This window comes from Stutzerimonas sp. FeSN7 (assembly GCF_030263795.1).
GTDB lineage: Bacteria > Pseudomonadota > Gammaproteobacteria > Pseudomonadales > Pseudomonadaceae > Stutzerimonas > Stutzerimonas stutzeri.
In genome coordinates, this window is sequence record NZ_JARPMN010000001.1 from 261,980 (window position 1) to 282,750 (window position 20,771).

The window sequence follows — 20,771 nt, forward strand, 5'->3', positions numbered from 1 at the left end:
TGGAGGTCGAAATGACGGTCATCCTCAAGCGCAAGGACTTTGCACGCTGGCAGTCGGGCGAGAAGCTGTCCGATGCCGCGTTGTGCAAGGCGGTTCAGGAGATGGAAAGCGGTCTGATCGACGCGGACTTGGGCGGCTCCCTCTACAAGAAGCGGGTGGCCCGCCCCGGTGGTGGTAAAAGCGGCGGCTACCGCACACTGGTATCGGCCAGGATCGGCAGCCGCTACGTGTTCCTGCATGGGTTCCCGAAGAACGACAAGGCGAACATCACGCAGGACGAGAAGAAGGCGCTGCAATTCGCCGGCAAAGCGTTCTTGCAACTGTCCGGGGAAACGTTATCGAAGGCGTTGCAGTCGGGCGTGTTATTGGAGGTGCATTGTGAGCAAGATCATTGAATCCCTGCGTGACGACCTGGCCACGCTTCATGAAGTGGGTGCGATCAGCAAGGTGACGATGCGCGAGTTCGACGCGATCTGCCCGCCGCCAGTGCGGGAGTTTGGCGCCGAGGACATTAGGCGCCTACGGGAGACGCTGAAATTCAGCCAGCCGGTGTTCGCGCATCACCTGCACACCTCGGCCTCGACCGTGCGCAAGTGGGAGCAAGGTGAAACCCGACCCGCTGGCCCGGCGCTGAAGCTGCTCAACATCATCGCCGACAAGGGGCTCCGGGCGATCCTTTGATTGATCTGCGTTTTCTGCCATAACCACCTAATTTCAGTTACGATCTTTTACGCTATCAAAACGTCGATGGAGGTGACAGATGGCAGAGAAAAGGAACGTGTTTATCAGCCATGTCCATAAGGACGATCATGGGCTCCAAAAGCTCAAAGATCTGCTGGCTCCGAAAGGGATGGATGTAAGGGACTCCTCCATCCATACAGGAAAGTTCAACAACGCCACGGATGAGCATTACATCAAGACGCAGATTCTGGCCCCAGCGATAAACTGGGCGGGCGTATTTATTTGCTACGTCTCACCCCAGACGAAAGATAGCGACTGGGTGACCTGGGAAATCGAATATGCAGCCAAGCAAGGCAAACGTATTGTTGGCATCTGGGAGCATGGTGAGAAGGAATGCGACATTCCTGAGGCACTGAAAGAATACGCCGATGCCTTGGTCGGCTGGAATGGTGACTCAATCATTGATGCGATCAACGGAAAAGATACATGGGAAAAACCCGACGGTGGCGCCTGTGATCCGGTTCCTCTGAAAAGGCATCCCTGCTGATGGCACGTGTCCACTCCTACGTGGTGCGGTACGACAGTGGTTTCGCACCCAATCCCTTTTACGAATACTGCACGCTTGCAACCTGCAAGCCAAATATCCGCAAGGGCGCTGACATCGGTGATTGGGTGGTAGGCAGTGGCAGCAATGATCGAAGTGTTCGGCGAGGCGGGTATCTGGTTTATGCGATGCAAGTCACCGAAACGATGACATTTGATGAATATGGGGCAGATCCACGGTTTGAATCTAAAAAGCCCTATCGCAACGGTAGTCGGAAGCAAAGTTGCGGGGACAATATCTACTTCAGAGCCGCACCAGCGGCCGTCTGGCAGCAACGAGATTCCTTTCACTCTCGCCCCGATGGTTCACTTAATCCTGATCACGTCACTCGCGACACGGGTGTAAACAGGGTTCTCATCAGCAATGACTTCGTGTACTTCGGAGGAGAGGGGCCGGAGTTCCCGGAAGAGCTAAAAGACCAGCAAGGCCGGTCTCTATGCAAAACAGGAATAGGTCTAACTACTTTTGACGATCCAAAACTGATTGCGAACCTAGAGCAATGGGTTCGTAGCTTTGGGCTGAATGGATATCAGGGCGCTCCATTCGAATGGCTGACGCTTCGGAGGTAACCGATGCACAAGGAAGGTTCTCTGCTGCTTTCGGACTACGCTTCGGAAATTGCAGCTACGGATGTACTCAGTCCAACCGATTTCAATCCTGTCCTTCAAGGGCTTTATGGGGAAGTCGGTGGAATAATGTCTACTGTCAAAAAACATGTCCGGGAAAAATCTGCGTACCCTGGTTTCAGAAGGGCGGCGGAAGAAGAATTCGGTGATACGCTTTGGTATTTGGCTGCGATCTGCCGGCGCATGCAAGCTCCACTTGAAGATATCTTTGCCGAGGCGGCGAATCACGGGAACTTCAAGAACATAGGGGCAGCAAGCGACATAGCCGAAGGTGCATTCGCTTACATCGCCATGCCTGTGGCGGCCCCTGCGTCGTTGGACATTACCTTGGTACGCTTGGGGCAGGCGGCCGCAGCTCTGCTGGGAAGTGGGCCTGCGCGCAATGACGTGGTCACCTTCGCGCGAGCCTATCTCGATGCAATCCATGCCGCAGAGTTGGCGTTCTCGGACGTAGCGCGGGGGAACCTCCGGAAAGCTAGGGGTGCATTCTTGGAGCCACAGGCGGTTGACCTGATTGGCCTTGATTTCGATAGCGAGTTTGGAATAGAAGAGCAGCTCCCTAGAGAGTTCAAGATCCGAGTCAATCAACGCGGTAGCGGCAAAAGCTATCTCCAATGGAATGGCGTATTCATAGGTGATCCCCTGACCGACAACATCGCTGACCGAGATGGCTACCGATTTCATGATGTTTTCCATTTTGCATATGCAGCCATCTTGCATTGGTCACCTGTAATACGGGCATTGATCAAGCACAAGCGAAAGAGCCAGTCCAAATATGATGAAGAGCAAGACAGCGGCCGGGCAATCGTCGTTGAGGAAGGGCTTACGGCATGGATTTTCTCTAGAGCCAAGGAATTAAACTATTTTGAGAATCAAGAAAAGGTTTCCCTTGGGATTCTCAAAACCATTGAAGAGTTTGTGAGTGGCTATGAGGTTGAGAAGTGCCCGCTAAAGCTTTGGGAAAAAGCCATCATGGACGGATATTCCGTATTCCGTCAAATCAAGAAAAATCAAGGCGGCTGGATCATCGGCAACCGAAAAGAACGCACCCTACAATATATGCCGCTTGAGTCTTAAGAATGAAAATCCACCCCTTTGTTGAATCAGTTTCCTCGCTGCAATTTGAGGACTGCTTCAATCCTTATTCTGATCGCTGTGAAGTTCATGATCGTCGAGACGCGCCCCGCCGCCGCGCCGCCGCACTTTCCGCATTATTGCGTCGCGCTTCAGAGGAGCCTGTAGATGCGATTTGGATCGGTCGAGATTTGGGGTATCGCGGAGGCCGCCGAACTGGGTTGGCCCTGACTGACGATGTTCACATGAGCCAACATGCCAAACGTTGGAATGTCGATCTGGCTCCAGAACGGCCCACAGTCGGCAATGCCGTAGCCGAGCGAACCGCTGCGGTTATATGGGGAATGCTAGAGCACATTGATGCTCGCATCTTTCTCTGGAATGTTTTCCCACTTCACCCTCATGAATCAGGGGATCCGTTCACCAACCGGCAACACAACGCCCGTGAAAGGCGAGCCGGCGAAGAGCTACTACAACAGCTCATCGTTCTGCTTCGTCCCTCGCGCATCGTCGCCATCGGCAACGATGCTGCCGCAGCCGCTCATCGAATCACGGATAGCGTGCCTGTTATCTGCGTGAGGCATCCGAGCTATGGCGGACAGACGCAGTTTCAAGGGCAAATCTCTGAACTGTATGGACATCCAATGAAGACTGGATCGCTGTTCTGACGAATTGCTCCAGCATTTTAGCGAGCGGATACCGCCCCTTCTATCCAACTCGCCAGGTTTTCACTGATGCAGCGACTGAAAGAGGCTCTGACGCTGGTGGAGGTGCGCACACTGGATCACGTCGTTGTGGCCGGGCAGGAAACAACTTCATTTGCAGAGCGAGGGCTATTGTGAACCGAGGGGGCTGCACAGGCGGCCCCATTTTTTTATTCGCTCCATCAAGCTTACTGAACGCAGTTACTGCAAAATTTCCCGGCTAATCCACAGGCAGAAGCTTTCGACGAAATAAGCTGGAATAGGTTCGGTCGCGTGAAAAAATTGGATCATATTCTCCCTGTTGATAAATTATTTTGGCGGCGGCCCCTGTTGTTGAAAGCGGGAGCACTGTAGCTTTGGGATGGTGTTCGACGAACAATTTATGCTCCTCATAGATCCCCTCCATGCCGCCGACGAACACCGCTGCGCTGAAACGGCGGCTTTCGATCATTGCTTGCCTCATGGCCGTCAAACTGGCTTCTCTGTTGCCATCAACCGCTGGCACCATATGCACGTCGACGAACTCCGCTAGCTCAGGAGGCAATCGACCCTCAAAAAGCTTACTTTGGTAAATCGCCACCCTGTTGCGGTCAAGGTTTGCCTCGCGGGAAAAGAGAGCCAATAGCGGCGTTATCGCCGGATGGCCGCCGCACGTGATTCGTCCAATCGGCAACACTACTTCAACCAAAGCCTTGATTGCTTCCCGTATAGCAAGAACATCGGCGGTGTCGAAAAATACCCGATTGCGATCAGGCAAAGGCACGCTGGCAGATAGAAATATATCTATCATGCGGTGAGCTCCTTCAGAAGTTGTGGCGCCTTCGACATTTGCACGGCCCGGATCGGCAAATACGAGTCAAGCCAATCTAGGTGAGAGAGCCACGTTCTCAGTACACCTCTATTGTCGTAAATCACCCATATTTCTCTCGTCTCAACAGTGGGGTTGGTAATGGCTTCGAACACTTCGTTGATGCGATCAGCGGTTGGTATTCCCACTGCCGGTACGATCGCCAGCGTTCGATTGGACTCGGTTTTGAGAGAAATCCAGCCTTCAATCTGAACACTTGGATCAAGTCCCTCGTCGCGGGCGGCGTCGCAAAAGTTATCGACCAAATATCGGTGGCGGGCGGCAATTGCTGGTGCGCGTAGCCGTTCGACCTCGTCGCAAATTCTCGTCACCAATCCCTTCGTGGCCCAACGCCCCCGCATTGGAATAAATCCAAAGAAGTCCCGACGCCTAAGCTTCATGAAGTGGCTGAAGGACGATGCAGGGTCTTCCTTTTGCCCCGGCCATAGTAGGTGCAAGATTTGCACATTGGTCGCGTTTGCGCGCGCCAATTCTTCAGCCGTCCAACGACCTTCTCTGAAGCCAGGTGTGTCGATCAGCACCACGACATCGGAATCCGACATCCTGTGCCAGAGTTGTGATTGGAAATCTGCGGCTGGAGGCACTGACCTCACGTCGATGAAAACGTCAAAGCCACGAGCATCGAGCGCATCGTACAACCGATCGGCCAGCGGCTGAGACCCTGTTCGTTTGTAACTGATGAAAAGTCGTCGCTCACGTCGCAACAGCCTAAATGTCTCAAGGACTAGCGTAACGAGGCGGGTGATGCCTTCATCGTTGGTGCCCAATACAATAGCATTGACATGTCTGAGCTGCGGCGGAATTTCTGCATGAACCTGGGACAAATCCGAAACGACCGGAGCGATAACGATCGAGTCATCAATCAACTCCGTCACAAGTGCGGTATCGGCAGTGCTTTCCGACGAGCCGAAAAATACTGCCATCACCGGCGATTTTAAGCTGCGGTTAGAGGCGTTGGCATCGCTGAGAAACGTAATTGCGTTGCTCGGAATCCCGAGCCCCTGAAGCGCCAGATCAACGCTACGGCGGAGGCGAGTGTCATGCCCATGGACCGCACCCAGCAGGATAAGCTGGTAGGGTGATCTCATGCTTGAGTTCTCGCTCATCGGCCAGCCATTCCCGCAGCAGTTTCAATCCATCCGCCAATATTTTTCCTGCCATCCTGGCCTATGAAATCGTAACTCAGGCAGTGATTTGACAGTTGGACTACGCTATTCGTTTTTGGTGCTGTGAACCACAGATCACCCTCAGGAATCGCAAGCGTGTAATCTGCGTAGGCCACCCACTTTCCGTCCTTCCACTCGGCGAGATATATGCCGCGATCGGTTCTATAAAGTCCCATCTGCGCCAATGGATCAGCACCCTTTGTAGATGTCGCTTTGTCTTTATTCTGGACACCGTGAATGAAAACGGTTAGCAAGCCGTTTCCCTTGATAACACTGCGAGCAATTTCGTAGCGCACCCATCGCCGTGACCATGTATGGGTTCCAGCAAGGACACAAGTTACCGAAGTATTCTCCAACCCCTTGCGGAGAAAAGTCTTTAGTGCATCGTCACTCTCTTTTTTCGATGCCTCAAACACGCTGCTGTCAAAGAAGCCCCGGCTTTCCTCATCGGATTCCTTCACAACCCAACTGTTGCGGACATTCCAGGCGCGCCATACATCAGGCTCATAGTGAAAAGAAAAGAATGTTCTGCGTGGCATTTTGACTCCATCTATTACACTAAACCCAGGCAAATTTGGATGTAGGTGACCCGCATCCTCCACAGCAAACGACACCTCGCAGGATGCAATTCAGATATTGCCGGTTCATCGTGCCTTTATAGCGTCGCTGACCCAAGTTTCAATATTCGACTTGATGTAGTCATACACATTGGTGCTGGTGGTGTATGGCGGATCGTAGACTTTACCCGTGACAGCTTCTCCATCAACGGTGAGGCCTGTAAACGGATTAGATCCTTTCGACGACTGATTTCCGTCTGAGTCTTTCAGATTGTGGACATGGATGGCGAGTACACCCAGCCCGTCCTTCCAGGCTTTCTTTATCTCGTGTTTGACCCAGCGGCGGCTGGCAGTCTTCTCGCCCACAAGTACGACAAGGCATTCTTTGCCTTTCATGTTGTCGGCGATCCATTTTTTGATGGCATCATCGCCTGCTTTCTTGATTTCTTCCCATTTGTTCGAATCCAGTAGAGGCTGTTTTTCGATAGCTCCGATTTGCCGAACTTGCGACACGCGCCAACTATCCTGTTTATAGTGAAAGCTCAGAAAGCATTTATTCGCCATGACTTATCTCCATTTGTCGTTGGTGCTTCGATGAAGCAAATCTCGAATTGAGGATTGCGATAGTTATTTAACTGAAGTCGTAATTAATCGCTGGCTTGAAATACTTTCTTGTAAATTTCCTTACAAATGATAGCTGAAAGTGTGCGCCTGCGTCTCCGCTTCGCGGACCGCGCTGCTCCAGGTTCGCTATTCGCTCATCCCTGACGGGACTGGCATTCGCCAGCCTTCCACATCCCTGACGCCTCCGGCCCGGCTTCCAGCTTCGGGCCTGCGCGCTTCGCTTGCGTGCGGTCAGCACAAAGGGATGGCCGTTGCCTTGTCCAGCCGTCTCCCCTGACTTCATCACCTTACCCGCGACCGTAGCCCGCTCCCGTGTGCCGTCAAGGCGCGCAGGGCCGTGTCCTCGGCTGCGCCTGCGGGCCGCACCAACCCTGCGCTTGTCTCCTTGACGGCCCCCGTCCGCGCGCTCCTTTGGCCGCGGGCGATGAACTCAGGAAAGACGGTGGCAACAGGGCCAACCGGGTTCCTCGTGCCGACCGCACCGAACAGCCGAAAGGCTGGGCTCCGAATCTAGGAATCCGGTGTGCGGTTTGAACAGCAAACCCTTTTCGTCAGGAGAAATGCAATGCAACTCGCATCCCGATTCGCTTCCCGTTCCCCGTCGCTGCGCAGCGATTACCCGCTGTCCGATGACCAAATCCGCCGTGTGGCCCCGTCCATCTTCGCGGACGCGCCGCACGAAAGCCGTTCCGAACGGTACGCCTATATCCCCACCGCCGCCGTGCTGGCGGAACTACGCAAGGAAGGGTTTGAACCCTTCATGGCAGCGCAAACCCGCGTGCGCCACGACGACCGCCGCGACTACACCAAACACATGCTGCGCCTGCGCCACGCCAGCCAGATCAACGGCGCGGAGGCTAACGAAATCGTGCTGCTGAACTCGCATGACGGCACGAGCAGCTATCAGATGCTGGCCGGAATGTTCCGGTTCGTGTGCAGCAATGGCCTTGTCTGCGGCGACACGGTGGCGGACGTGCGCGTGCCCCACAAAGGCGACGTGGCCGGTTCCGTCATCGAAGGCGCTTACGAAGTCTTGCGCGGCTTCGACCGCGTGCAGGAATCCCGCGATTCCATGCGCGCCATCACCTTGAACGATGGCGAATCCGAAGTGTTCGCCCGCGCCGCGCTGGCCCTCAAGTACGACGACCCCGACAAGCCCGCGCCCATCACGGAATCGCAAATCCTGATGCCGCGCCGCTTTGATGACCGCCGCCCGGACTTGTGGAGCGTGTTCAACCGCACGCAAGAGAACCTGACCCAAGGCGGCCTGCGCGGGCGCAGCGCCAACGGACGCCGCCAGCAAACCCGCCCGGTACAGGGCATCGACCAGAACATCCGCCTCAACCGTGCGCTTTGGCTGCTGGCCGATGGCATGCGCCAGTTGAAAGCCTGAACCCCCACGCGGCAGGGGCAGGCAGCAGCCCTTGCCGCTTCTCTCGCTGCTGCATCCCTAACCGCAAGGAGTTATCACCATGAACGCCGTTACCCAAACCGAAACCCGCGCCATCGAAACTGCCGCGCCGCTGGAAGTGGCCGACCCGAGCAAGAACCTGATTTTGGTTCCACTCTCGCAGTTGCTGCCGCGCCGCTCCAAGCGCAACGCACGCAAGACCCCGCGCCTGTCCATTCCCGAACTGGCCGCGAGCATCGCCCGCATCGGCCTGCTGCAAAATCTCGTCGTCATCCTCGCCGCCGATGGCGAGCAGTACGAAGTGGTGGCCGGCGACCGCCGACTGACCGCGTTGAAGCTGCTGGCGAAGAAGAAGCGCATCCCTGCCGACTACGAAGTGGCGTGCCTGCTGGTGCCCGATGCTTCGGCCCGTACCGTCAGCCTCGCGGAAAACCTGCTGCGCGAGCAGATGCACCCGGCCGACCAGTTCGAGGCGTTCGCCGCACTGGTCAAGGAAGGCCGCCCCATCGAAGACATTGCCGCCGACTTCGGCGTGACCCCGCTGGTGGTGCAGCGCCGTCTCAAACTCGCCAACGTCTCGCCGCGCCTGCTGGCCGACTACCGCGCCGGAGCCGTCACCCTGGAACAGTTGATGGCCCTGACCATCACCGACGACCACGCCGCGCAGGAAAGCGCGTTCTACGGTGCGCCAGAATGGCAGCGTGGCGCGTCCGCGCTGCGCGAACGCCTGACCGAACGCGAAATCGACGCCACGCATCCGCTGGTGCGCTTCGCCGGGCTGGACGCCTACACGGCGGCGGGCGGCGGCATCCGCCGCGACCTGTTCGCGGAAGGCGATGCCGGAACCTACCTGACCGACGCCACGCTGCTGGAAACGCTGGTGCGCGGCAAGCTGGATGCGCTGGCTGGGGACGTGCGCGCCGAGGGTTGGGCGTGGGTCGAAGCCGTGCCGCACATGAGCTACGCCGAGCGGCAGGCGTTCCAGAACGCACCGCGCCAGCGCCGCGAACCGAGCGCCCGCGAAGCCCGCCGCATCGCCTCGCTGCAAACCCGCCTCGACAAGATCGACACCGAACTGGAAGAAGCCTACGACGCCGAGGACGAGGACAAGACCGAAGCGCTGGAACCGCGCCGCGAACAGGTTGCCGGGGAACTGCAAGCCGTGGAGGAAGCCTTGCAGGGCTACGCCCCGGATGTGCGCGCCGTGGCCGGCGCCATCGTCACCCTCGACCGCAGCGGCGAAGCCGTGATTCATCGCGGGCTGCTGCGCGAGGCAGAAGCCAAGGCGCTGCGCACGCTGGAACGCTTGCGGCAGGGTTTCGGCAGCGCGGAAGGCGAGGCCGGGAACGACGACGAAGGCGAGGACACCGAGCAGCCCAAGGCCGCGAGCCTGTCCGACCGGCTGGCGCAGCGGTTGAGCGCGCACCGCACCGCCGCGCTGCAAATCGAAGTCGCCCGGCATCCGCAAGTCGCGCTGGCCGCGCTGGTGCATGGCATGGTGCAGAGCGTCTTGCAGGACAACCACTACGGCCACGACTTGCCGCTGGGCGTGAGCCTGAAAGTGCAAGACCGGCTGGAAGGCATGGCCCCCGACTGGCCCGAGTCGCCCGCCGCCGTCGCCCAGCGCGAGTTGCAGCAGGTCGCGGGCGAAGCGCTGCCGCAGGACAGCGCCGAACTGTTCGTCGCGCTGCTGGCGATGGAGCAAGGCGAACTGGTGCGGCTGCTGGCGGTATGCGTAGCGGCGACCGTGGACGTGGTGACGCCTCGCGCCACTGCGCACCAGCCGGGCGCGGAACTGGCGCAGGCTGTGGGGCTGGACATGGCCGCATGGTGGCAGCCCACCGCAGACGGGTATTTCCAGCATGTGCCGAAGGCCGCGATTCTGGAAGCCGTGGGCGAGTTCGCACCGTCGCACGCTGCACGGCTGGCGAAGTTGAAGAAGGCCGACATTGCCAGCGAAGCGGAACGGCTGGCCGATGGTACGGGCTGGATGCCCGCCATCTTCCGCACCGAAAGCCCGCAACAGGACGCGCAGGCCGTGGCAGTGGATGCGGGCGCCGAAGCGCCGGAGGAAGTCGCCGCCGTGGCGGATGAGCTGCCGCAGGCCGAGGCACTGGCCGCGTGATCCTGCACCGCAGATAGCGCCCCGGTTCCGGCCGGGGCGCTTCACGCCAAGGATTCCTATCATGAGCCGCAACACCACGGACCGCCCGCGCATGGCGGCGATCTATGCCCCCGGTACGGTACGCGCCCGCCGCTGGCACGGCGATGGCGACGTGCGCGGCTACCGTCCGCCGCGTGGCTGGACGGCCCGCGCCGACCTGACCGACCTACATCCCATTACCGGCCACACCTTGCCGCGTGCCGCGTGGTGGATTGTCGAAACCAAGGAATAACGAGCAGCACCGGCCCCAAGCCGTTCCGCCTTGGGGCCGGTGGTCAAAAATCCGGGGCGTCGGTGGCCGCGCCCGGTTCCAACGTCGAAGTCAAAATCGCCCCGTTGCCGCCTTCGTCCAGGCGGCAACGGGGCGGACGTGCAAGTGCCTTGCACGCGACACGTCCATCGGTGCCCGCTGGCGCGGGCAAGGTTTCGATGGCGCCCCGCCGCAATGGGCGGGGCTTGTAGGGCTACGCCCCGGCTTGCTGCGGCAGGTTGTGCGATAGCGTGCCGTCCCCGACGCTGGCGATTCGCGCCTGTACGTCACGAAGGGCGATTCACCGACACGCCACCCGGCCTCGCTATGGAGCATCCACACCACGCCTCAAGCATGTGGTCGCGCGCTGCGGCAGGGGCGCTCTGGCCTTGTCGTCGGGGCTTTGACCTGGTTCGCGTCAGGGCGCAAGCCGGTGCAGCCGTCACGCGGGGATGCCGAGTCGGCCATGTCTCCTTTCGGGGGCGGGCGGCCCGTGCGTCCTTGGCTTGTCGTGAATCCTGGCGAGGGAACGGCTACGCCTTGGGCTTCATGGCCGCAACCTTCCAGCGAAAACAATTTCCCCGCCGCTGCGCGGCTTCCTCGCGCGGCAAATTCTTTTCGCTTCCAGGTTCTCCACGGTGTTGCGACCGCTGCGCGGTGCGGCCAGCCCATCCCCCGCCGGCCGGATCACAACAAGGACGCACTGGCGCGACCTTGTTCAACCCGAAAGGAGAAACATCATGGCTAACATCGGCACCTTCACCGCAGAGAAAGACGGCTTCACCGGCCAGCTCCGCACCCTGACCCTGAACGTCAAGGTCAAGCTGGTTCCCAACGACAAGGGCGACAGCGAGAACGCCCCCGACTTCCACCTTCAGGCGGCCGGCCACGAGATCGGCGCGGCGTGGAAGAAGACCAGTGAGGCCGGGCGCGAGTACCTGTCCGTGAGCATCGACGACCCTTCGTTCCCGGCGACGGTCTATGCCCGCCTGATCGAGAACGAGGACGGCACGCACGACCTGATCTGGTCGCGCAGCAAGCCCAAGGCAGCCTGACGGCCGCCCACCGCGCCCCGTCCATTGCGGCGGGGCGCCGTGCTGCTGGCGCAGCACGTCACGCACGCGCCTACGGCGTGTCGCGTTCCTTCAACACCGCCTCCAGCTCCTGGCGCACCTGCGCCAGAAGCTGATCGGCCCTGCGCGTGCTGTCGCCGGCATAGGCCAGCGTCAGCAACGTGAGCGGATGCACGTCCATGACCTCGCACAGCTCGGTCAGCTTGTGCATGGTCGGGCTCTTCAGGTCGCGCTCCAGCAAACTCAGGTAGGTACGGCTGGACACGTCGGAGAACGCTTCCTGGCTCAAGCCGCGCGCTTTCCTGACCGTCCGTATTGCTGTCGCCAATGAGTCTTTCGCCGCCACCTATGGTTTTCCTTAGAAAACCAAGATGACAGCCGATTGCGCACTATAGGGCTACAAACTATAGTGCGCATTTGGTGTCGTTGATTTCCGTATTCGTGCCTTTGCAGAAATCCGCATGGGCGGATTCCGACAGAATCTGGGAACCGCATCTGTGTCTTTCCTGGCCTGCGCAATTCCGCTTCCGCGTTTCCGTGCATGTACGGATTCGATGGCTTGCGCCTTCGTGCTTTCCCGCCAAAGCACGCATCCGCTTCGGCGGTTCCGCGCTTCGGTGGAAAATCGTATCCGTGCATCCTCGGATGCGTGGGGATTCGGGCCATGACCCAGCCGCTCGTCACCGCTGAACAGCGGGCGCAACTGCTCGCCGTCGGCGCGGCACGCGCCGCTGGCCGAAGCATCGACCCAATGCCGGCGGTGCGACTGTTCACCCCCGACGCGCACGCCACCTGGCTGCTGGCCGCGCTCGACCCGGCCGATGGCGATACGGCATGGGGGCTGATCGACCTGGGAATAGGCATGCCCGGCCTGGGCCATGTGAAGCTGTCCGATCTGGCGTCCATCGTCGGGCCGCACAAGCAACCTGTGATGCGCGATCGCTACTTCCAGCCCGTGCGGCGGCTGTCGGAGTACCTGCGGCTGGCCGAGGAAAACGGTTCGATCACCGACTGAGCAGTCCCAGCCAACGACGGCGCATTCTGACTATTTCAGTCTTACCCAAGACCTGATTGGTCTGAATCCGCACTCTTGCACCGAAGCGGTGCGCTTCTGATGCAAACAGTCATGATCTATGGCGCGGGCTGCTGCACGGTGCTCCATGCTGCGCACCATTTTTGTGGCGCGCAACCGTCGCATTCAGACGATTTCCGCAATGCCCTGGAGCCAATCGGTCTTGACACCGCAGTTACAGAGTACCCCGATTTCGATGACGACTTGATGGCGACTCGATAGCTCCCGCACAGCGGAATCCGTGGCGACGTTCCTGCTGAATGACAGGAGGCTGCGTCATGGCTGACCCGAGCGCCGAACACTGGTATCCGACCGCCGCGTATCTCTACATGCTGCACCTCGACGGCCCCGCGCTGGCGTGGGAATACCTGCGTCGCCACCCCGACTACCGCCGCGACTGGCTGCGCCGCCGCCGCCGGCCAGAGGCCGCCGCGCGCTGGGGACTGCGCCTGCTGGAAGATCCCGCCCTGGATGCGCGCGACGCGCACCCGGCCTGGTTCCCCGATCACGATGCGGTAGTGCAGCTCTACCCGGACGCCGACCCGCCGCCCGACGCGGTGGCTTTCGCGTTCTGGTGCCTTCCCGGCCAGAAGCACCTGATCCACGACGGCAAGCGCCTGGTGCTGCTGACACGCTGGCTGGGCTGCTGCCTGCGGCTGGTGATCGCTCCCGGCCTGGCCGACGGCATGGCTTACGCCTATGCCATTCGCGCCTGCGCCGCATCCTGCGGACGCTATCAGGCGCTGGCGGCCGAACTGGACAAGCTGGCCGCCGCTGGCGATGCAGCGCCAGCGGGAACGGCACGGTCGCGGCCGGCACCCGCTGCGCTGCTGGAGTTGAACACGCTCCAGGCGCTCGACGGCACCCTCGCGGGCGCGTCCCTGCGCGACGTGGCCGAAGGGCTGTTCGGCGTCGATGCTGTCGCCGCCGACTGGTACGCCGATAGCGCCTTGCGCGCCCGCGTGCGGCGACTGGTGCACCGGGGCGATGCGCTGATGCGCGGCGGCTATCGCCGCCTGGCACAGCTTCCGCCCGTTGCACAGGGACGCGCTGCATCCCCTGCAAAACGTCCCTGAGCAGGAAGCCTTGCTTTCTTGAAAGTGCCTCTATCCGGCCGCGTGGTGTGGCCGGGCTTGATGGAGGTACATCCCATGCGACCCGCTCCCTTGCGGCCTGCCGCCGCTGCTGTCGCTGCGCCCGTGCAGCCCCAACGCTACCTGACCAACGACGAAGCCGCCGAATACCTGCGTCTGTCGCCGCGCACGCTGGAGAAACAGCGCGTGATCGGCGGCGGCCCGAAGTTCCGCAAGTTCGGCCGCCGCGTCATGTACGCGGTGGCCGACCTCGATGCCTGGGCCGACCAGCGCAGCTACGAGGCCACGTCCGACCCGGAATATGCCGAGCGTCACGCGGGCGACTACCGTGATGGCCGCTGATCGTCGGCTCGCCGGTGGCCATCGTCATGTCCAGCCCATCGCTGCCGTCGGGGCAGCGATCGCAGCAGCGGGAACAGCTCGACCTGTTCCGCGCGCTGCCGGGCGACGGCATGGCGCCGCGCGACAGCCAGGACTTGATGGCCTTTCCGTTCTTCTCGCTGGCGAAGTCGCGGCGCACGGCGCCGATCGACTTCCGCAGCGGGAACATCACCATCCGCGTGGAAGGCACGGCCGAGCACGGCATCGCCACGATATGGGATGCCGACGTGTTGATTTGGGCGGCCTCGCAGATCGTGGAGGCGCGCGACGCAGGCATTCGCCCGTCGCGCTGGATACACGCCACGCCCTACGAAATCCTGCGCTTCATCGGGCGCGGCACGTCCTTGAACGACTACCAGCGCCTGAAAGCCGCGCTCGACCGGCTGCAATCGACCAGCGTGGCGACTTCCATCCGCGAAACCACCGGGAGGCGCTTGCACCGCTTTTCGTGGGTGAACGAATGGCGCGAGCTGGCCGACGCCAGCGGCACGCCGCTGGGCATCGAGCTGATCCTGCCGGACTGGTTCTATGCCGGCGTGCTCGATGCCGCCCTGGTGTTGACCATCGACCCGGCCTATTTCCGCTTGAAAGGTGGCATCGAACGCTGGCTGTATCGCCTGGTGCGCAAGCACGGCGGGCGGCAGGAACACGGCTGGCAATTCGACTTCCGGCATCTGCACCGCAAGTCCGGCAGCGCGGCGCGCTTCTCGGACTTCGCCTACGACCTGCGCGTGCTGGTCGCGCGGCAGTCGCTGCCCGGCTACGTCCTGGGCATCGAGTCGATGCCGGACGAGAAGCTGGAACTGCTGACCTTCCGGCCCGTGCCGTTCACGGCACGGGGATAACTGCGGGAAAAGCTGTGGACGGCCTCGTGCTATCAGGAGTGCCGGGTATCGTGCTATCGGGAGTACGCCTATCGTGCTATCAGGAGTACGAAAACGCCGCAAAGCCAGTAACGACGCGGGTTTGCGACCCCTCTAACTTACCTAACTATAAATCTCTAACTTTTAGTAGAAACGCGTCGTTTCGGTGGACAACCACGAAACGGCACGGCCAGGCCGGCTTTCCAGCAGGGAGGGCCGCGCCATGATCTTCGCGTTTCTCAACCAGAAAGGCGGCGTGGGCAAGACCACGCTCGCCACCCACATCGCCGGCGAGCTGGCGATGCGCGGCCAGCACGTCGTGCTGCTGGACGCCGACCCGCAGGGTTCATCGCTGGACTGGACACAGCGCCGAAGCCAGCAAGGCTTGCCACGGCTGTTCAGCGCCGTGGGCCTCGCACGCGAAACGCTGCATCAAGAGGCGCCAGAACTCGCCAGGTGGGCTGATCACGTCATCATCGACGGCCCGCCACGCATCGCGGCACTGGCGCGCTCCGCGCTGCTGGCGGCCGAGCGCGTGCTGATCCCCGTGCAGCCCAGCCCCTACGACCTGTGGGCCAGCGCCGAGATGGTGGCGCTGATCCGCGAAGCGCAAGTGTTTCGGCCTGCGCTGCGCGCGGCCTTCGTCATCAATCGGCGCGTCAGTACCACCATCATCGGCAGGGAAGCACGGCAATCGCTGGCCGAACAGCCGCTGCCGGCGCTGCACAGCGAAGTGCGCCAGCGCATCGTCTTCGCCGACAGCGTGGCCGCTGGCCGGCTCGCCCGCGAAACCGCGCCCGACAGCGCCGCCGCACGCGAGATTGCCGTGCTCACCGATGAACTGCTGCGGTGGCCGACATGAGCAGCCCGCGCAGCAAGCGCGTCGGCATCGGCGCACGTCCGCCCGCGAATCCGCACGCCGAGGCGTGGATTCGCCAGGGCGATGCCGATGCACTCAACAAAGGCGACCTCTACACCGCACGCCTGACGCTCGACGTGACGCCTGCGCTGCGCGCGCGCATCAAGATCGCCGCCTTCGGCCAGGGCGTGACCGTGGCCGAACTGCTGCGCGGCCTGCTGGAGCGGGAGTTTCCCGACAAGCGCCCGGAGAACCTGCCATGAACGGATCCGCCTTGCCTGCCGCTCATGCGGCGACGGCTGCACCGGCTGCTGCGCCGCCGCCTTCGCTTTCGACGCTCGCCGACCAAGCTGGCAGCGTGCCGCTGACTCGCGTATCGCTCGCCTACATCGAACCGCGCTTCAAGCTCTACCTGCGCTTCGGCGAGCCGGCGCGCACGCTGCGGCTCGACCGCTGGCGGCGCTGCGCGGTGTTCCTGCCGCGTGCAATGTTCTGCCGCGTGCGCTGGGAAGCAAACGACTACGGCACGATCCGCTGGCAACTCATGGTGATGCAAGCCGCCACGCCGCTGGACGACATGCAGCGCATCCCCGGCGTGCGGCCGGGCGCACGCCTGCTGCTGCACGCCGAAGGCGAAAACGCGGTGCCTGCCGTGCTGGAACGCATCGACGGCATCGAAGGGCAAGGCATCGCCGCCATCGACGTGTCGCCCGCGTACTGGCGCACGCTGGGCAACCGTCTGGCGGCCCGCCTGGCGCTGCCCGAATACACCGCCGAGCGGCACGCCGCCTGGCTGGCCGGAAAGGCGCTGCCATGACGACCCAATCCAACACCACATGCACGCACGAAGCCGCGCCGCATCCTCGCTCGCGCCTGCGCGTTCGCATCGTGCTGGCGGGCTTCGCTGCCGTCGGCCTCGCTGCGCTGGCCTGGGCGGCTTTCGTGTCGCCGCTGCCGCGTCTGACCTACAACCCGTCCGACAGCGTGGCGGTCGGCTGGTATCGCATCGAACCGTTCGACCCGCGCACCGCCTCGCTGCCACGTCCGTTGTCCGTGGACAGCATCGTGCTGGTGCCGCTGCCCGACAGGGCCGCCATGCTGGCTGCGCAGCGCGGCTACCTGCCGACCCGCGTTCCGCTGCTCAAACGTGTGGGCGCGGTCGCGCCGCAACACGTTTGCATGGTCGCCGGGCAGGTACGCATCGACGGCGTGCCTGCGGCCGCCTCGCTGCCTGCCGACCGGCTGGGCCGGCCGCTGCCATCCTTGCAGCTTTGCCGCCGCCTCGAACCGGGCGAGCTGTTCCTGTTGAGCGTGACCAATCCGGCATCGTTCGACAGCCGCTATTTCGGCCCGGTCAGCGCATCCGCCGTGATCGGCGTCGCGCACCCGGTCTGGCTGGAGACACGCCCATGATGGCCGTCGATTCGCTGCACGTTGCCGTGCCTCTCGTCGTGCCATCGAGCATGTCGTTCCAGTGGCTGCCGCCGTGTCGTCGCGCGTGCAGCGCGGGCGCATTCGCGCCGCGCCTCGCGCAACATCCGGCGCAGCCGTCCAGCGTGCAGGTGTCTTGCCTCGAACGCGCCCGGCCTGCGGCCATTGGCGCGTTCGCCGGCGGGCTGGCTGCAAGCAGCGCAGCGCCGCCGGGCCGCCGACGCCCGGAGCGACAGCGAGGGGCAAAGGCGGAAGGCAAGACAAAAGGACGCGGCACCGGGCCGCGTCGAAAGCCTGTCTGCACATGGGGGTGGCGCGGCACGGAGCGGCTTCGCCGCCGTGCCGCGTGGGGCGCGAGGGTCGCGCCAATGCAGGCATGTCCGCGTGCTTCGCACGACAGGACACGCCAGAGCTTGCGGGGAGAGCAGCGATGACCGACCGCCGCGACGACGATTTCCGGGTGCGCCCGAGTGCTCCGAAGAACCGGGGCAAGGGCCAGGGGCAGAGCTTTGTTTCCAAGGTGCTCAAGCAGGCGGGCAAGGCCAGCGGCGGCAAGTCGGCGGTGCGCCGTCCTGCGGCTGGCGGGAACGGCCAGCGCGCAGGCCAGCGGCCCGGCTCGCGCCTGGGGCGCGGCCATACGGCGGCGCGTTTCGCGGGCGCGAAGCTGACGCCCATGTCGCGGCGTGTGACTATCAAGACCCTGCTGGTCAACCAGCGCAACGCCAGCCCGCAGTCGCTCGCCAAGCACCTGCGCTACATCGAGCGCGACGGCGCCGGCCGCGATGGCGAACCTGGGCGGGCCTACGGGTCGCAGACCGACGAAGCCGACCTGGATGCCTTCAAGGAGCGGGCCGCCGACGACCGGCACCATTTCCGCTTCATCGTCTCACCGGAGGACGGCGCCGAGCTGGACGACCTGCGCACCTACACCCGTCATCTGGTGAACCGCATGGAAGCCGACCTGGGCACGCGCCTGGATTGGGTGGCGGTCGATCACTGGAACACCGACAACCCGCATACCCACTTGATCGTGCGCGGGCGCGACGACACCGGCAAAGACCTCATCATCGCCGGCGACTACATCGCCCACGGCTTCCGCCACCGGGCCGCCGAGCTGGCGACGGAATGGCTGGGGCCGCGCACCGAACTGGAGATCCAGCAGACCTTGGGGCGCGAGGTGGAACAGGAGCGGTGGACGAGTCTCGACCGGACGCTGCAACGCGAAGCCGGCGACGATGGCAGGGTGCAGATCGAACAGTTCAACGCACCGGCGCTGCAACGCCAGCGCCTGCTGCTGATCGGCCGGCTGCAACGCTTGCAGCGCCTGGGCCTAGCCGACGAGACGCAGCCGGGCACCTGGGCTGTCCATGCCGACGCGGAGAAAACCTTGCGCGCCCTGGGCGAGCGCGGCGACATCATCCGCACCATGCAGCGCGCCATGAGCGGCCAGCCGCGCGAGCTGGCGGTGTTCGAGCCGGGCCAAGATGACAATGAAAGTGGCCGAACCATCGTCGGCCGCGTGGCCACCAAGGGGCTGGCCGACGAGCTGCGCGACCGGGGCTATCTGGTCATCGACGGCGTGGACGGCAAGGCCCACTACGTCGCGCTCAATGCCCGCGATGAGCTGGCGAACTATCCCACCGGAGCCGTGGTTGAGGTGCGCGGTTCCGCCGAAGTACGGGCGGCCGACAAGAACATCGCCGCACTGGCAAGCGATGGCCTGTACCGCACCGATCACCACCTGGCGATCGAGCAAGGCCGCGTCAAGCCCGGACGCAACCCGCAGGAGGTTGTCGCCGCCCACGTTCGGCGGCTGGAAGCCCTGCGCCGGGCGGGCATCGTGGAGCGCGTGGCCGAAGGGCTATGGAAGGTGCCGGACGACCTGGCCGAGCGTGGCCGCCAGTACGACGCGCAGCGCCTGGGTGGCGTGGCCGTGGAAATGAAGTCCCATCTTCCCATCGAGCGGCAGGCCCGCGTGATCGGGGCCACTTGGCTCGACCAGCAACTGATCGGCGGCGGCAAAGGGCTGGGCGATCTGGGCTTTGGCGGCGACGTTAAGCAAGCCATGCAGCAGCGCGCCAACTTCCTAGCCGAACAGGGACTGGCGGAGAAGCGCGGCCAGCGCGTGATCCTGGCCCGCAATCTGCTGGCGACGCTGCGCAATCGGGAACTGACGCAAGCCGCGAAGGACATTGCCGCCGAGACCGGCCTGGAGCATCGCCCGGTCACGGACGGTCAGCGTTTGGCCGGTATCTACCGGCGCTCGGTCATGCTCGCCAGCGGGCGTTACGCCATGCTCGACAACGGCAAGGGGTTCAGCCTCGTGCCGTGGAAGCCGGTGATCGAACAGCGGCTGGGGCAGCAGCTCGCTGCGACAGTACGCGGCGGCGGGGTGTCGTGGGAGATTGGACGGCAGCGTGGGCCAACGATTGGATAACGCTATCGACTCATCATTCACCGTCAGCGGTTTTGAGCTGCTGCGCATACACCACCAACCGTAGGTGCCGGTCTTCGTCAACCGTCAATGATGTGTGCTCAAACGGTTCGGCCTGACCGTTGATGACCATTTTGCGCACGCCGTTGCAGGACGCATGCACATCATGCGTCCGCCACCACGCCTTGAACTCCGGCGACACCCGTTCCAGCTCATCCACCAGTTCATGAATGTCCGCTTCCTGCGTGGCGCGGGCGAAGTCACGGCGGAAGCTGGAGAGCATCAGCGGGGCTTGTGCTTCCCATTCGTGGAAACGGGCATGCAGGGCCGGATCGGTGAACAGCAGCCAGAGCAGATTGCGCCGCTCGGGCGTGTGCTTGCCGAAACCGAAAAGTGCATCAGCCGGTGCATTGAAGCCCAATACGTCCCATCGCAGATTGAGCACGAAGGCCGGGTGCGGTAAATCGTGCATCAGGCGGCGCACCATCGGCGGCAGCACGCACCAGGTCTTGCCCGGTTCGGCGGGCGGCCGTTCGTGGGCCAGCAGGAACAGGTGGCGGCGTTCGGCAGCATCCAGTTTTAGCACCCGCGCCAGGTTATCCAAAAAGGTGGCCGACACGCCAATGTCGCGCCCCTGTTCCAGCCATGTGTACCAGGTCAGACCAACACCGGCGAGCGCGGCGACTTCCTCGCGCCGCAGTCCTGGCGTGCGGCGGCGGCCACCGCTGGGCAAGCCCACGTCGGCAGGCGAAAGGCGTTCGCGGTGCGCCCGCAGGAAAGCCGCCAGATCGGAGCGGGTTCGTTCCAGAGTTCGCATCATTTATCTCGTTGTTTT

25 protein-coding genes and 1 pseudogene are annotated in these 20,771 nt (G+C 62.5%); 20 read left to right on the forward strand and 6 right to left on the reverse strand.

Going from position 1 to position 20,771, the window contains the following annotated elements; all coding sequences use genetic code 11:
* Positions 1–11 precede the first annotated feature (11 nt).
* The 7 genes and pseudogenes from P5703_RS01105 to P5703_RS01135 all read left to right on the forward strand — a co-directional run.
* Positions 12–395 (forward strand): type II toxin-antitoxin system RelE/ParE family toxin, encoded by a 384-nt coding sequence (locus P5703_RS01105; protein ID WP_028240169.1) that lies wholly within the window; start codon positions 12–14, stop codon positions 393–395.
* Complete coding sequence (locus tag P5703_RS01110; RefSeq protein WP_028240168.1) at positions 379–681, forward strand: helix-turn-helix domain-containing protein; 303 nt, start codon at positions 379–381, stop codon at positions 679–681. The genes P5703_RS01105 and P5703_RS01110 overlap by 17 nt, the downstream gene beginning before the upstream one ends.
* 79 nt (positions 682–760) lie before the next feature.
* On the forward strand, positions 761–1,228 hold the full coding sequence (locus tag P5703_RS01115; protein ID WP_028240167.1) for a TIR domain-containing protein: 468 nt from the start codon (positions 761–763) through the stop codon (positions 1,226–1,228).
* Entirely contained in the window at positions 1,228–1,854 is a 627-nt protein-coding gene (locus P5703_RS01120; RefSeq protein ID WP_033045760.1) for an Nmad2 family putative nucleotide modification protein, read from the forward strand. Before P5703_RS01115 ends, P5703_RS01120 begins: the two co-directional genes overlap by 1 nt.
* Before the next feature lie 3 nt (positions 1,855–1,857).
* Positions 1,858–2,988 (forward strand): nucleoside triphosphate pyrophosphohydrolase family protein, encoded by a 1,131-nt coding sequence (locus P5703_RS01125; RefSeq protein ID WP_028240166.1) that lies wholly within the window; start codon positions 1,858–1,860, stop codon positions 2,986–2,988.
* Positions 2,989–2,990: 2 nt separating this feature from the next.
* The gene (locus P5703_RS01130) at positions 2,991–3,653 is read left to right on the forward strand and encodes a uracil-DNA glycosylase (RefSeq protein ID WP_071534888.1); all 663 of its coding nucleotides are present in this window, start codon (positions 2,991–2,993) and stop codon (positions 3,651–3,653) included.
* 63 nt (positions 3,654–3,716) lie between these two features.
* Positions 3,717–3,827: pseudogene (locus tag P5703_RS01135) on the forward strand (JAB domain-containing protein); the annotation flags it as partial.
* Positions 3,828–3,909: 82 nt separating this feature from the next.
* Here P5703_RS01135 and thcA read toward each other — a convergent pair.
* The 4 genes from thcA to P5703_RS01155 all read right to left on the reverse strand — a co-directional run bounded on the left by thcA (position 3,910) and on the right by P5703_RS01155 (position 6,844).
* On the reverse strand, positions 3,910–4,479 hold the full coding sequence (gene thcA / locus P5703_RS01140; protein ID WP_033041349.1) for a Thoeris type III anti-phage system protein ThcA: 570 nt from the start codon (positions 4,477–4,479) through the stop codon (positions 3,910–3,912).
* Entirely contained in the window at positions 4,476–5,663 is a 1,188-nt protein-coding gene (gene thcB4, locus P5703_RS01145; protein WP_033041350.1) for a Thoeris type III anti-phage system protein ThcB4, read from the reverse strand. Before thcB4 ends, thcA begins: the two co-directional genes overlap by 4 nt.
* Entirely contained in the window at positions 5,660–6,262 is a 603-nt protein-coding gene (locus tag P5703_RS01150; protein WP_033041352.1) for a TIR domain-containing protein, read from the reverse strand. Before P5703_RS01150 ends, thcB4 begins: the two co-directional genes overlap by 4 nt.
* 105 nt (positions 6,263–6,367) lie before the next feature.
* Positions 6,368–6,844, reverse strand: a complete 477-nt coding sequence (locus P5703_RS01155; RefSeq protein ID WP_033041353.1) for a TIR domain-containing protein — start codon at positions 6,842–6,844, stop codon at positions 6,368–6,370.
* A gap of 625 nt (positions 6,845–7,469) precedes the next feature.
* Between P5703_RS01155 and P5703_RS01160 the strand changes: the two genes are divergently transcribed.
* From P5703_RS01160 to P5703_RS01175, 4 genes are all read left to right on the forward strand, one after another.
* Positions 7,470–8,297: a DUF932 domain-containing protein gene (locus P5703_RS01160; protein ID WP_028240164.1), complete on the forward strand. Its 828-nt coding sequence runs from the start codon at positions 7,470–7,472 to the stop codon at positions 8,295–8,297.
* Positions 8,298–8,376: 79 nt separating this feature from the next.
* Positions 8,377–10,440, forward strand: coding sequence for a ParB/RepB/Spo0J family partition protein (locus P5703_RS01165; RefSeq protein ID WP_028240163.1), 2,064 nt, complete (start codon positions 8,377–8,379; stop codon positions 10,438–10,440).
* Between the two features lie 61 nt (positions 10,441–10,501).
* Positions 10,502–10,711, forward strand: coding sequence for a hypothetical protein (locus P5703_RS01170; protein WP_028240162.1), 210 nt, complete (start codon positions 10,502–10,504; stop codon positions 10,709–10,711).
* Between the two features lie 758 nt (positions 10,712–11,469).
* Complete coding sequence (locus P5703_RS01175; RefSeq protein ID WP_014646114.1) at positions 11,470–11,784, forward strand: DUF736 domain-containing protein; 315 nt, start codon at positions 11,470–11,472, stop codon at positions 11,782–11,784.
* A 70-nt stretch (positions 11,785–11,854) separates the two neighbouring features.
* On the opposite strand, the gene P5703_RS01180 is transcribed toward P5703_RS01175, so the two are convergent.
* Positions 11,855–12,148 (reverse strand): helix-turn-helix domain-containing protein, encoded by a 294-nt coding sequence (locus tag P5703_RS01180; RefSeq protein ID WP_015476703.1) that lies wholly within the window; start codon positions 12,146–12,148, stop codon positions 11,855–11,857.
* A gap of 318 nt (positions 12,149–12,466) precedes the next feature.
* Here P5703_RS01180 and P5703_RS01185 point away from each other — a divergent pair, with 318 nt between their 5' ends.
* The 9 genes from P5703_RS01185 (at position 12,467) to P5703_RS01225 (ending at position 19,939) form a co-directional block, all read left to right on the forward strand.
* On the forward strand, positions 12,467–12,817 hold the full coding sequence (locus P5703_RS01185) for a DUF2958 domain-containing protein (RefSeq protein ID WP_015476702.1): 351 nt from the start codon (positions 12,467–12,469) through the stop codon (positions 12,815–12,817).
* Positions 12,818–13,152: 335 nt separating this feature from the next.
* Positions 13,153–13,950 (forward strand): DUF2285 domain-containing protein, encoded by a 798-nt coding sequence (locus P5703_RS01190; RefSeq protein WP_028240160.1) that lies wholly within the window; start codon positions 13,153–13,155, stop codon positions 13,948–13,950.
* Between the two features lie 90 nt (positions 13,951–14,040).
* The gene (locus P5703_RS01195; RefSeq protein WP_003488056.1) at positions 14,041–14,310 is read left to right on the forward strand and encodes a helix-turn-helix transcriptional regulator; all 270 of its coding nucleotides are present in this window, start codon (positions 14,041–14,043) and stop codon (positions 14,308–14,310) included.
* Between the two features lie 26 nt (positions 14,311–14,336).
* Positions 14,337–15,194, forward strand: coding sequence for a replication initiator protein A (locus P5703_RS01200; RefSeq protein ID WP_156867395.1), 858 nt, complete (start codon positions 14,337–14,339; stop codon positions 15,192–15,194).
* 241 nt (positions 15,195–15,435) lie between these two features.
* Complete coding sequence (gene parA, locus P5703_RS01205) at positions 15,436–16,074, forward strand: ParA family partition ATPase (protein WP_279641350.1); 639 nt, start codon at positions 15,436–15,438, stop codon at positions 16,072–16,074.
* On the forward strand, positions 16,071–16,334 hold the full coding sequence (locus P5703_RS01210; RefSeq protein ID WP_023094609.1) for a hypothetical protein: 264 nt from the start codon (positions 16,071–16,073) through the stop codon (positions 16,332–16,334). Before parA ends, P5703_RS01210 begins: the two co-directional genes overlap by 4 nt.
* Complete coding sequence (locus P5703_RS01215; RefSeq protein WP_015476696.1) at positions 16,331–16,888, forward strand: DUF2840 domain-containing protein; 558 nt, start codon at positions 16,331–16,333, stop codon at positions 16,886–16,888. The genes P5703_RS01210 and P5703_RS01215 overlap by 4 nt, the downstream gene beginning before the upstream one ends.
* The gene (locus tag P5703_RS01220) at positions 16,885–17,484 is read left to right on the forward strand and encodes a S26 family signal peptidase (RefSeq protein ID WP_028240158.1); all 600 of its coding nucleotides are present in this window, start codon (positions 16,885–16,887) and stop codon (positions 17,482–17,484) included. The genes P5703_RS01215 and P5703_RS01220 overlap by 4 nt, the downstream gene beginning before the upstream one ends.
* A gap of 448 nt (positions 17,485–17,932) precedes the next feature.
* Positions 17,933–19,939, forward strand: coding sequence for a relaxase/mobilization nuclease and DUF3363 domain-containing protein (locus P5703_RS01225; protein WP_003462955.1), 2,007 nt, complete (start codon positions 17,933–17,935; stop codon positions 19,937–19,939).
* Between the two features lie 13 nt (positions 19,940–19,952).
* On the opposite strand, the gene P5703_RS01230 is transcribed toward P5703_RS01225, so the two are convergent.
* Positions 19,953–20,753 (reverse strand): helix-turn-helix transcriptional regulator, encoded by an 801-nt coding sequence (locus P5703_RS01230; RefSeq protein ID WP_019439189.1) that lies wholly within the window; start codon positions 20,751–20,753, stop codon positions 19,953–19,955.
* Between the last annotated feature and the right edge of the window lie 18 nt (positions 20,754–20,771).

Excerpts from the sequence above, each read along its gene's own strand:
- P5703_RS01190 (WP_028240160.1), top strand. The coding sequence starts at position 13,153 with ATGGCTGACCCGAGCGCCGAACACTGGTATCCGACCGCCGCGTATCTC.
- P5703_RS01210 (WP_023094609.1), top strand. The coding sequence starts at position 16,071 with ATGAGCAGCCCGCGCAGCAAGCGCGTCGGCATCGGCGCACGTCCGCCC.
- P5703_RS01155 (WP_033041353.1), bottom strand. The coding sequence starts at position 6,844 with ATGGCGAATAAATGCTTTCTGAGCTTTCACTATAAACAGGATAGTTGG.
- P5703_RS01215 (WP_015476696.1), top strand. The coding sequence starts at position 16,331 with ATGAACGGATCCGCCTTGCCTGCCGCTCATGCGGCGACGGCTGCACCG.
- P5703_RS01225 (WP_003462955.1), top strand. The coding sequence starts at position 17,933 with ATGACCGACCGCCGCGACGACGATTTCCGGGTGCGCCCGAGTGCTCCG.
- P5703_RS01230 (WP_019439189.1), bottom strand. The coding sequence starts at position 20,753 with ATGCGAACTCTGGAACGAACCCGCTCCGATCTGGCGGCTTTCCTGCGG.
- P5703_RS01120 (WP_033045760.1), top strand. The coding sequence starts at position 1,228 with ATGGCACGTGTCCACTCCTACGTGGTGCGGTACGACAGTGGTTTCGCA.
- P5703_RS01200 (WP_156867395.1), top strand. The coding sequence starts at position 14,337 with ATGTCCAGCCCATCGCTGCCGTCGGGGCAGCGATCGCAGCAGCGGGAA.
- P5703_RS01175 (WP_014646114.1), top strand. The coding sequence starts at position 11,470 with ATGGCTAACATCGGCACCTTCACCGCAGAGAAAGACGGCTTCACCGGC.
- P5703_RS01185 (WP_015476702.1), top strand. The coding sequence starts at position 12,467 with ATGACCCAGCCGCTCGTCACCGCTGAACAGCGGGCGCAACTGCTCGCC.
- P5703_RS01130 (WP_071534888.1), top strand. The coding sequence starts at position 2,991 with ATGAAAATCCACCCCTTTGTTGAATCAGTTTCCTCGCTGCAATTTGAG.
- P5703_RS01105 (WP_028240169.1), top strand. The coding sequence starts at position 12 with ATGACGGTCATCCTCAAGCGCAAGGACTTTGCACGCTGGCAGTCGGGC.
- parA (WP_279641350.1), top strand. The coding sequence starts at position 15,436 with ATGATCTTCGCGTTTCTCAACCAGAAAGGCGGCGTGGGCAAGACCACG.
- P5703_RS01165 (WP_028240163.1), top strand. The coding sequence starts at position 8,377 with ATGAACGCCGTTACCCAAACCGAAACCCGCGCCATCGAAACTGCCGCG.
- P5703_RS01125 (WP_028240166.1), top strand. The coding sequence starts at position 1,858 with ATGCACAAGGAAGGTTCTCTGCTGCTTTCGGACTACGCTTCGGAAATT.
- P5703_RS01115 (WP_028240167.1), top strand. The coding sequence starts at position 761 with ATGGCAGAGAAAAGGAACGTGTTTATCAGCCATGTCCATAAGGACGAT.
- thcA (WP_033041349.1), bottom strand. The coding sequence starts at position 4,479 with ATGATAGATATATTTCTATCTGCCAGCGTGCCTTTGCCTGATCGCAAT.
- P5703_RS01160 (WP_028240164.1), top strand. The coding sequence starts at position 7,470 with ATGCAACTCGCATCCCGATTCGCTTCCCGTTCCCCGTCGCTGCGCAGC.
- P5703_RS01150 (WP_033041352.1), bottom strand. The coding sequence starts at position 6,262 with ATGCCACGCAGAACATTCTTTTCTTTTCACTATGAGCCTGATGTATGG.
- P5703_RS01170 (WP_028240162.1), top strand. The coding sequence starts at position 10,502 with ATGAGCCGCAACACCACGGACCGCCCGCGCATGGCGGCGATCTATGCC.
- P5703_RS01220 (WP_028240158.1), top strand. The coding sequence starts at position 16,885 with ATGACGACCCAATCCAACACCACATGCACGCACGAAGCCGCGCCGCAT.
- thcB4 (WP_033041350.1), bottom strand. The coding sequence starts at position 5,663 with ATGAGCGAGAACTCAAGCATGAGATCACCCTACCAGCTTATCCTGCTG.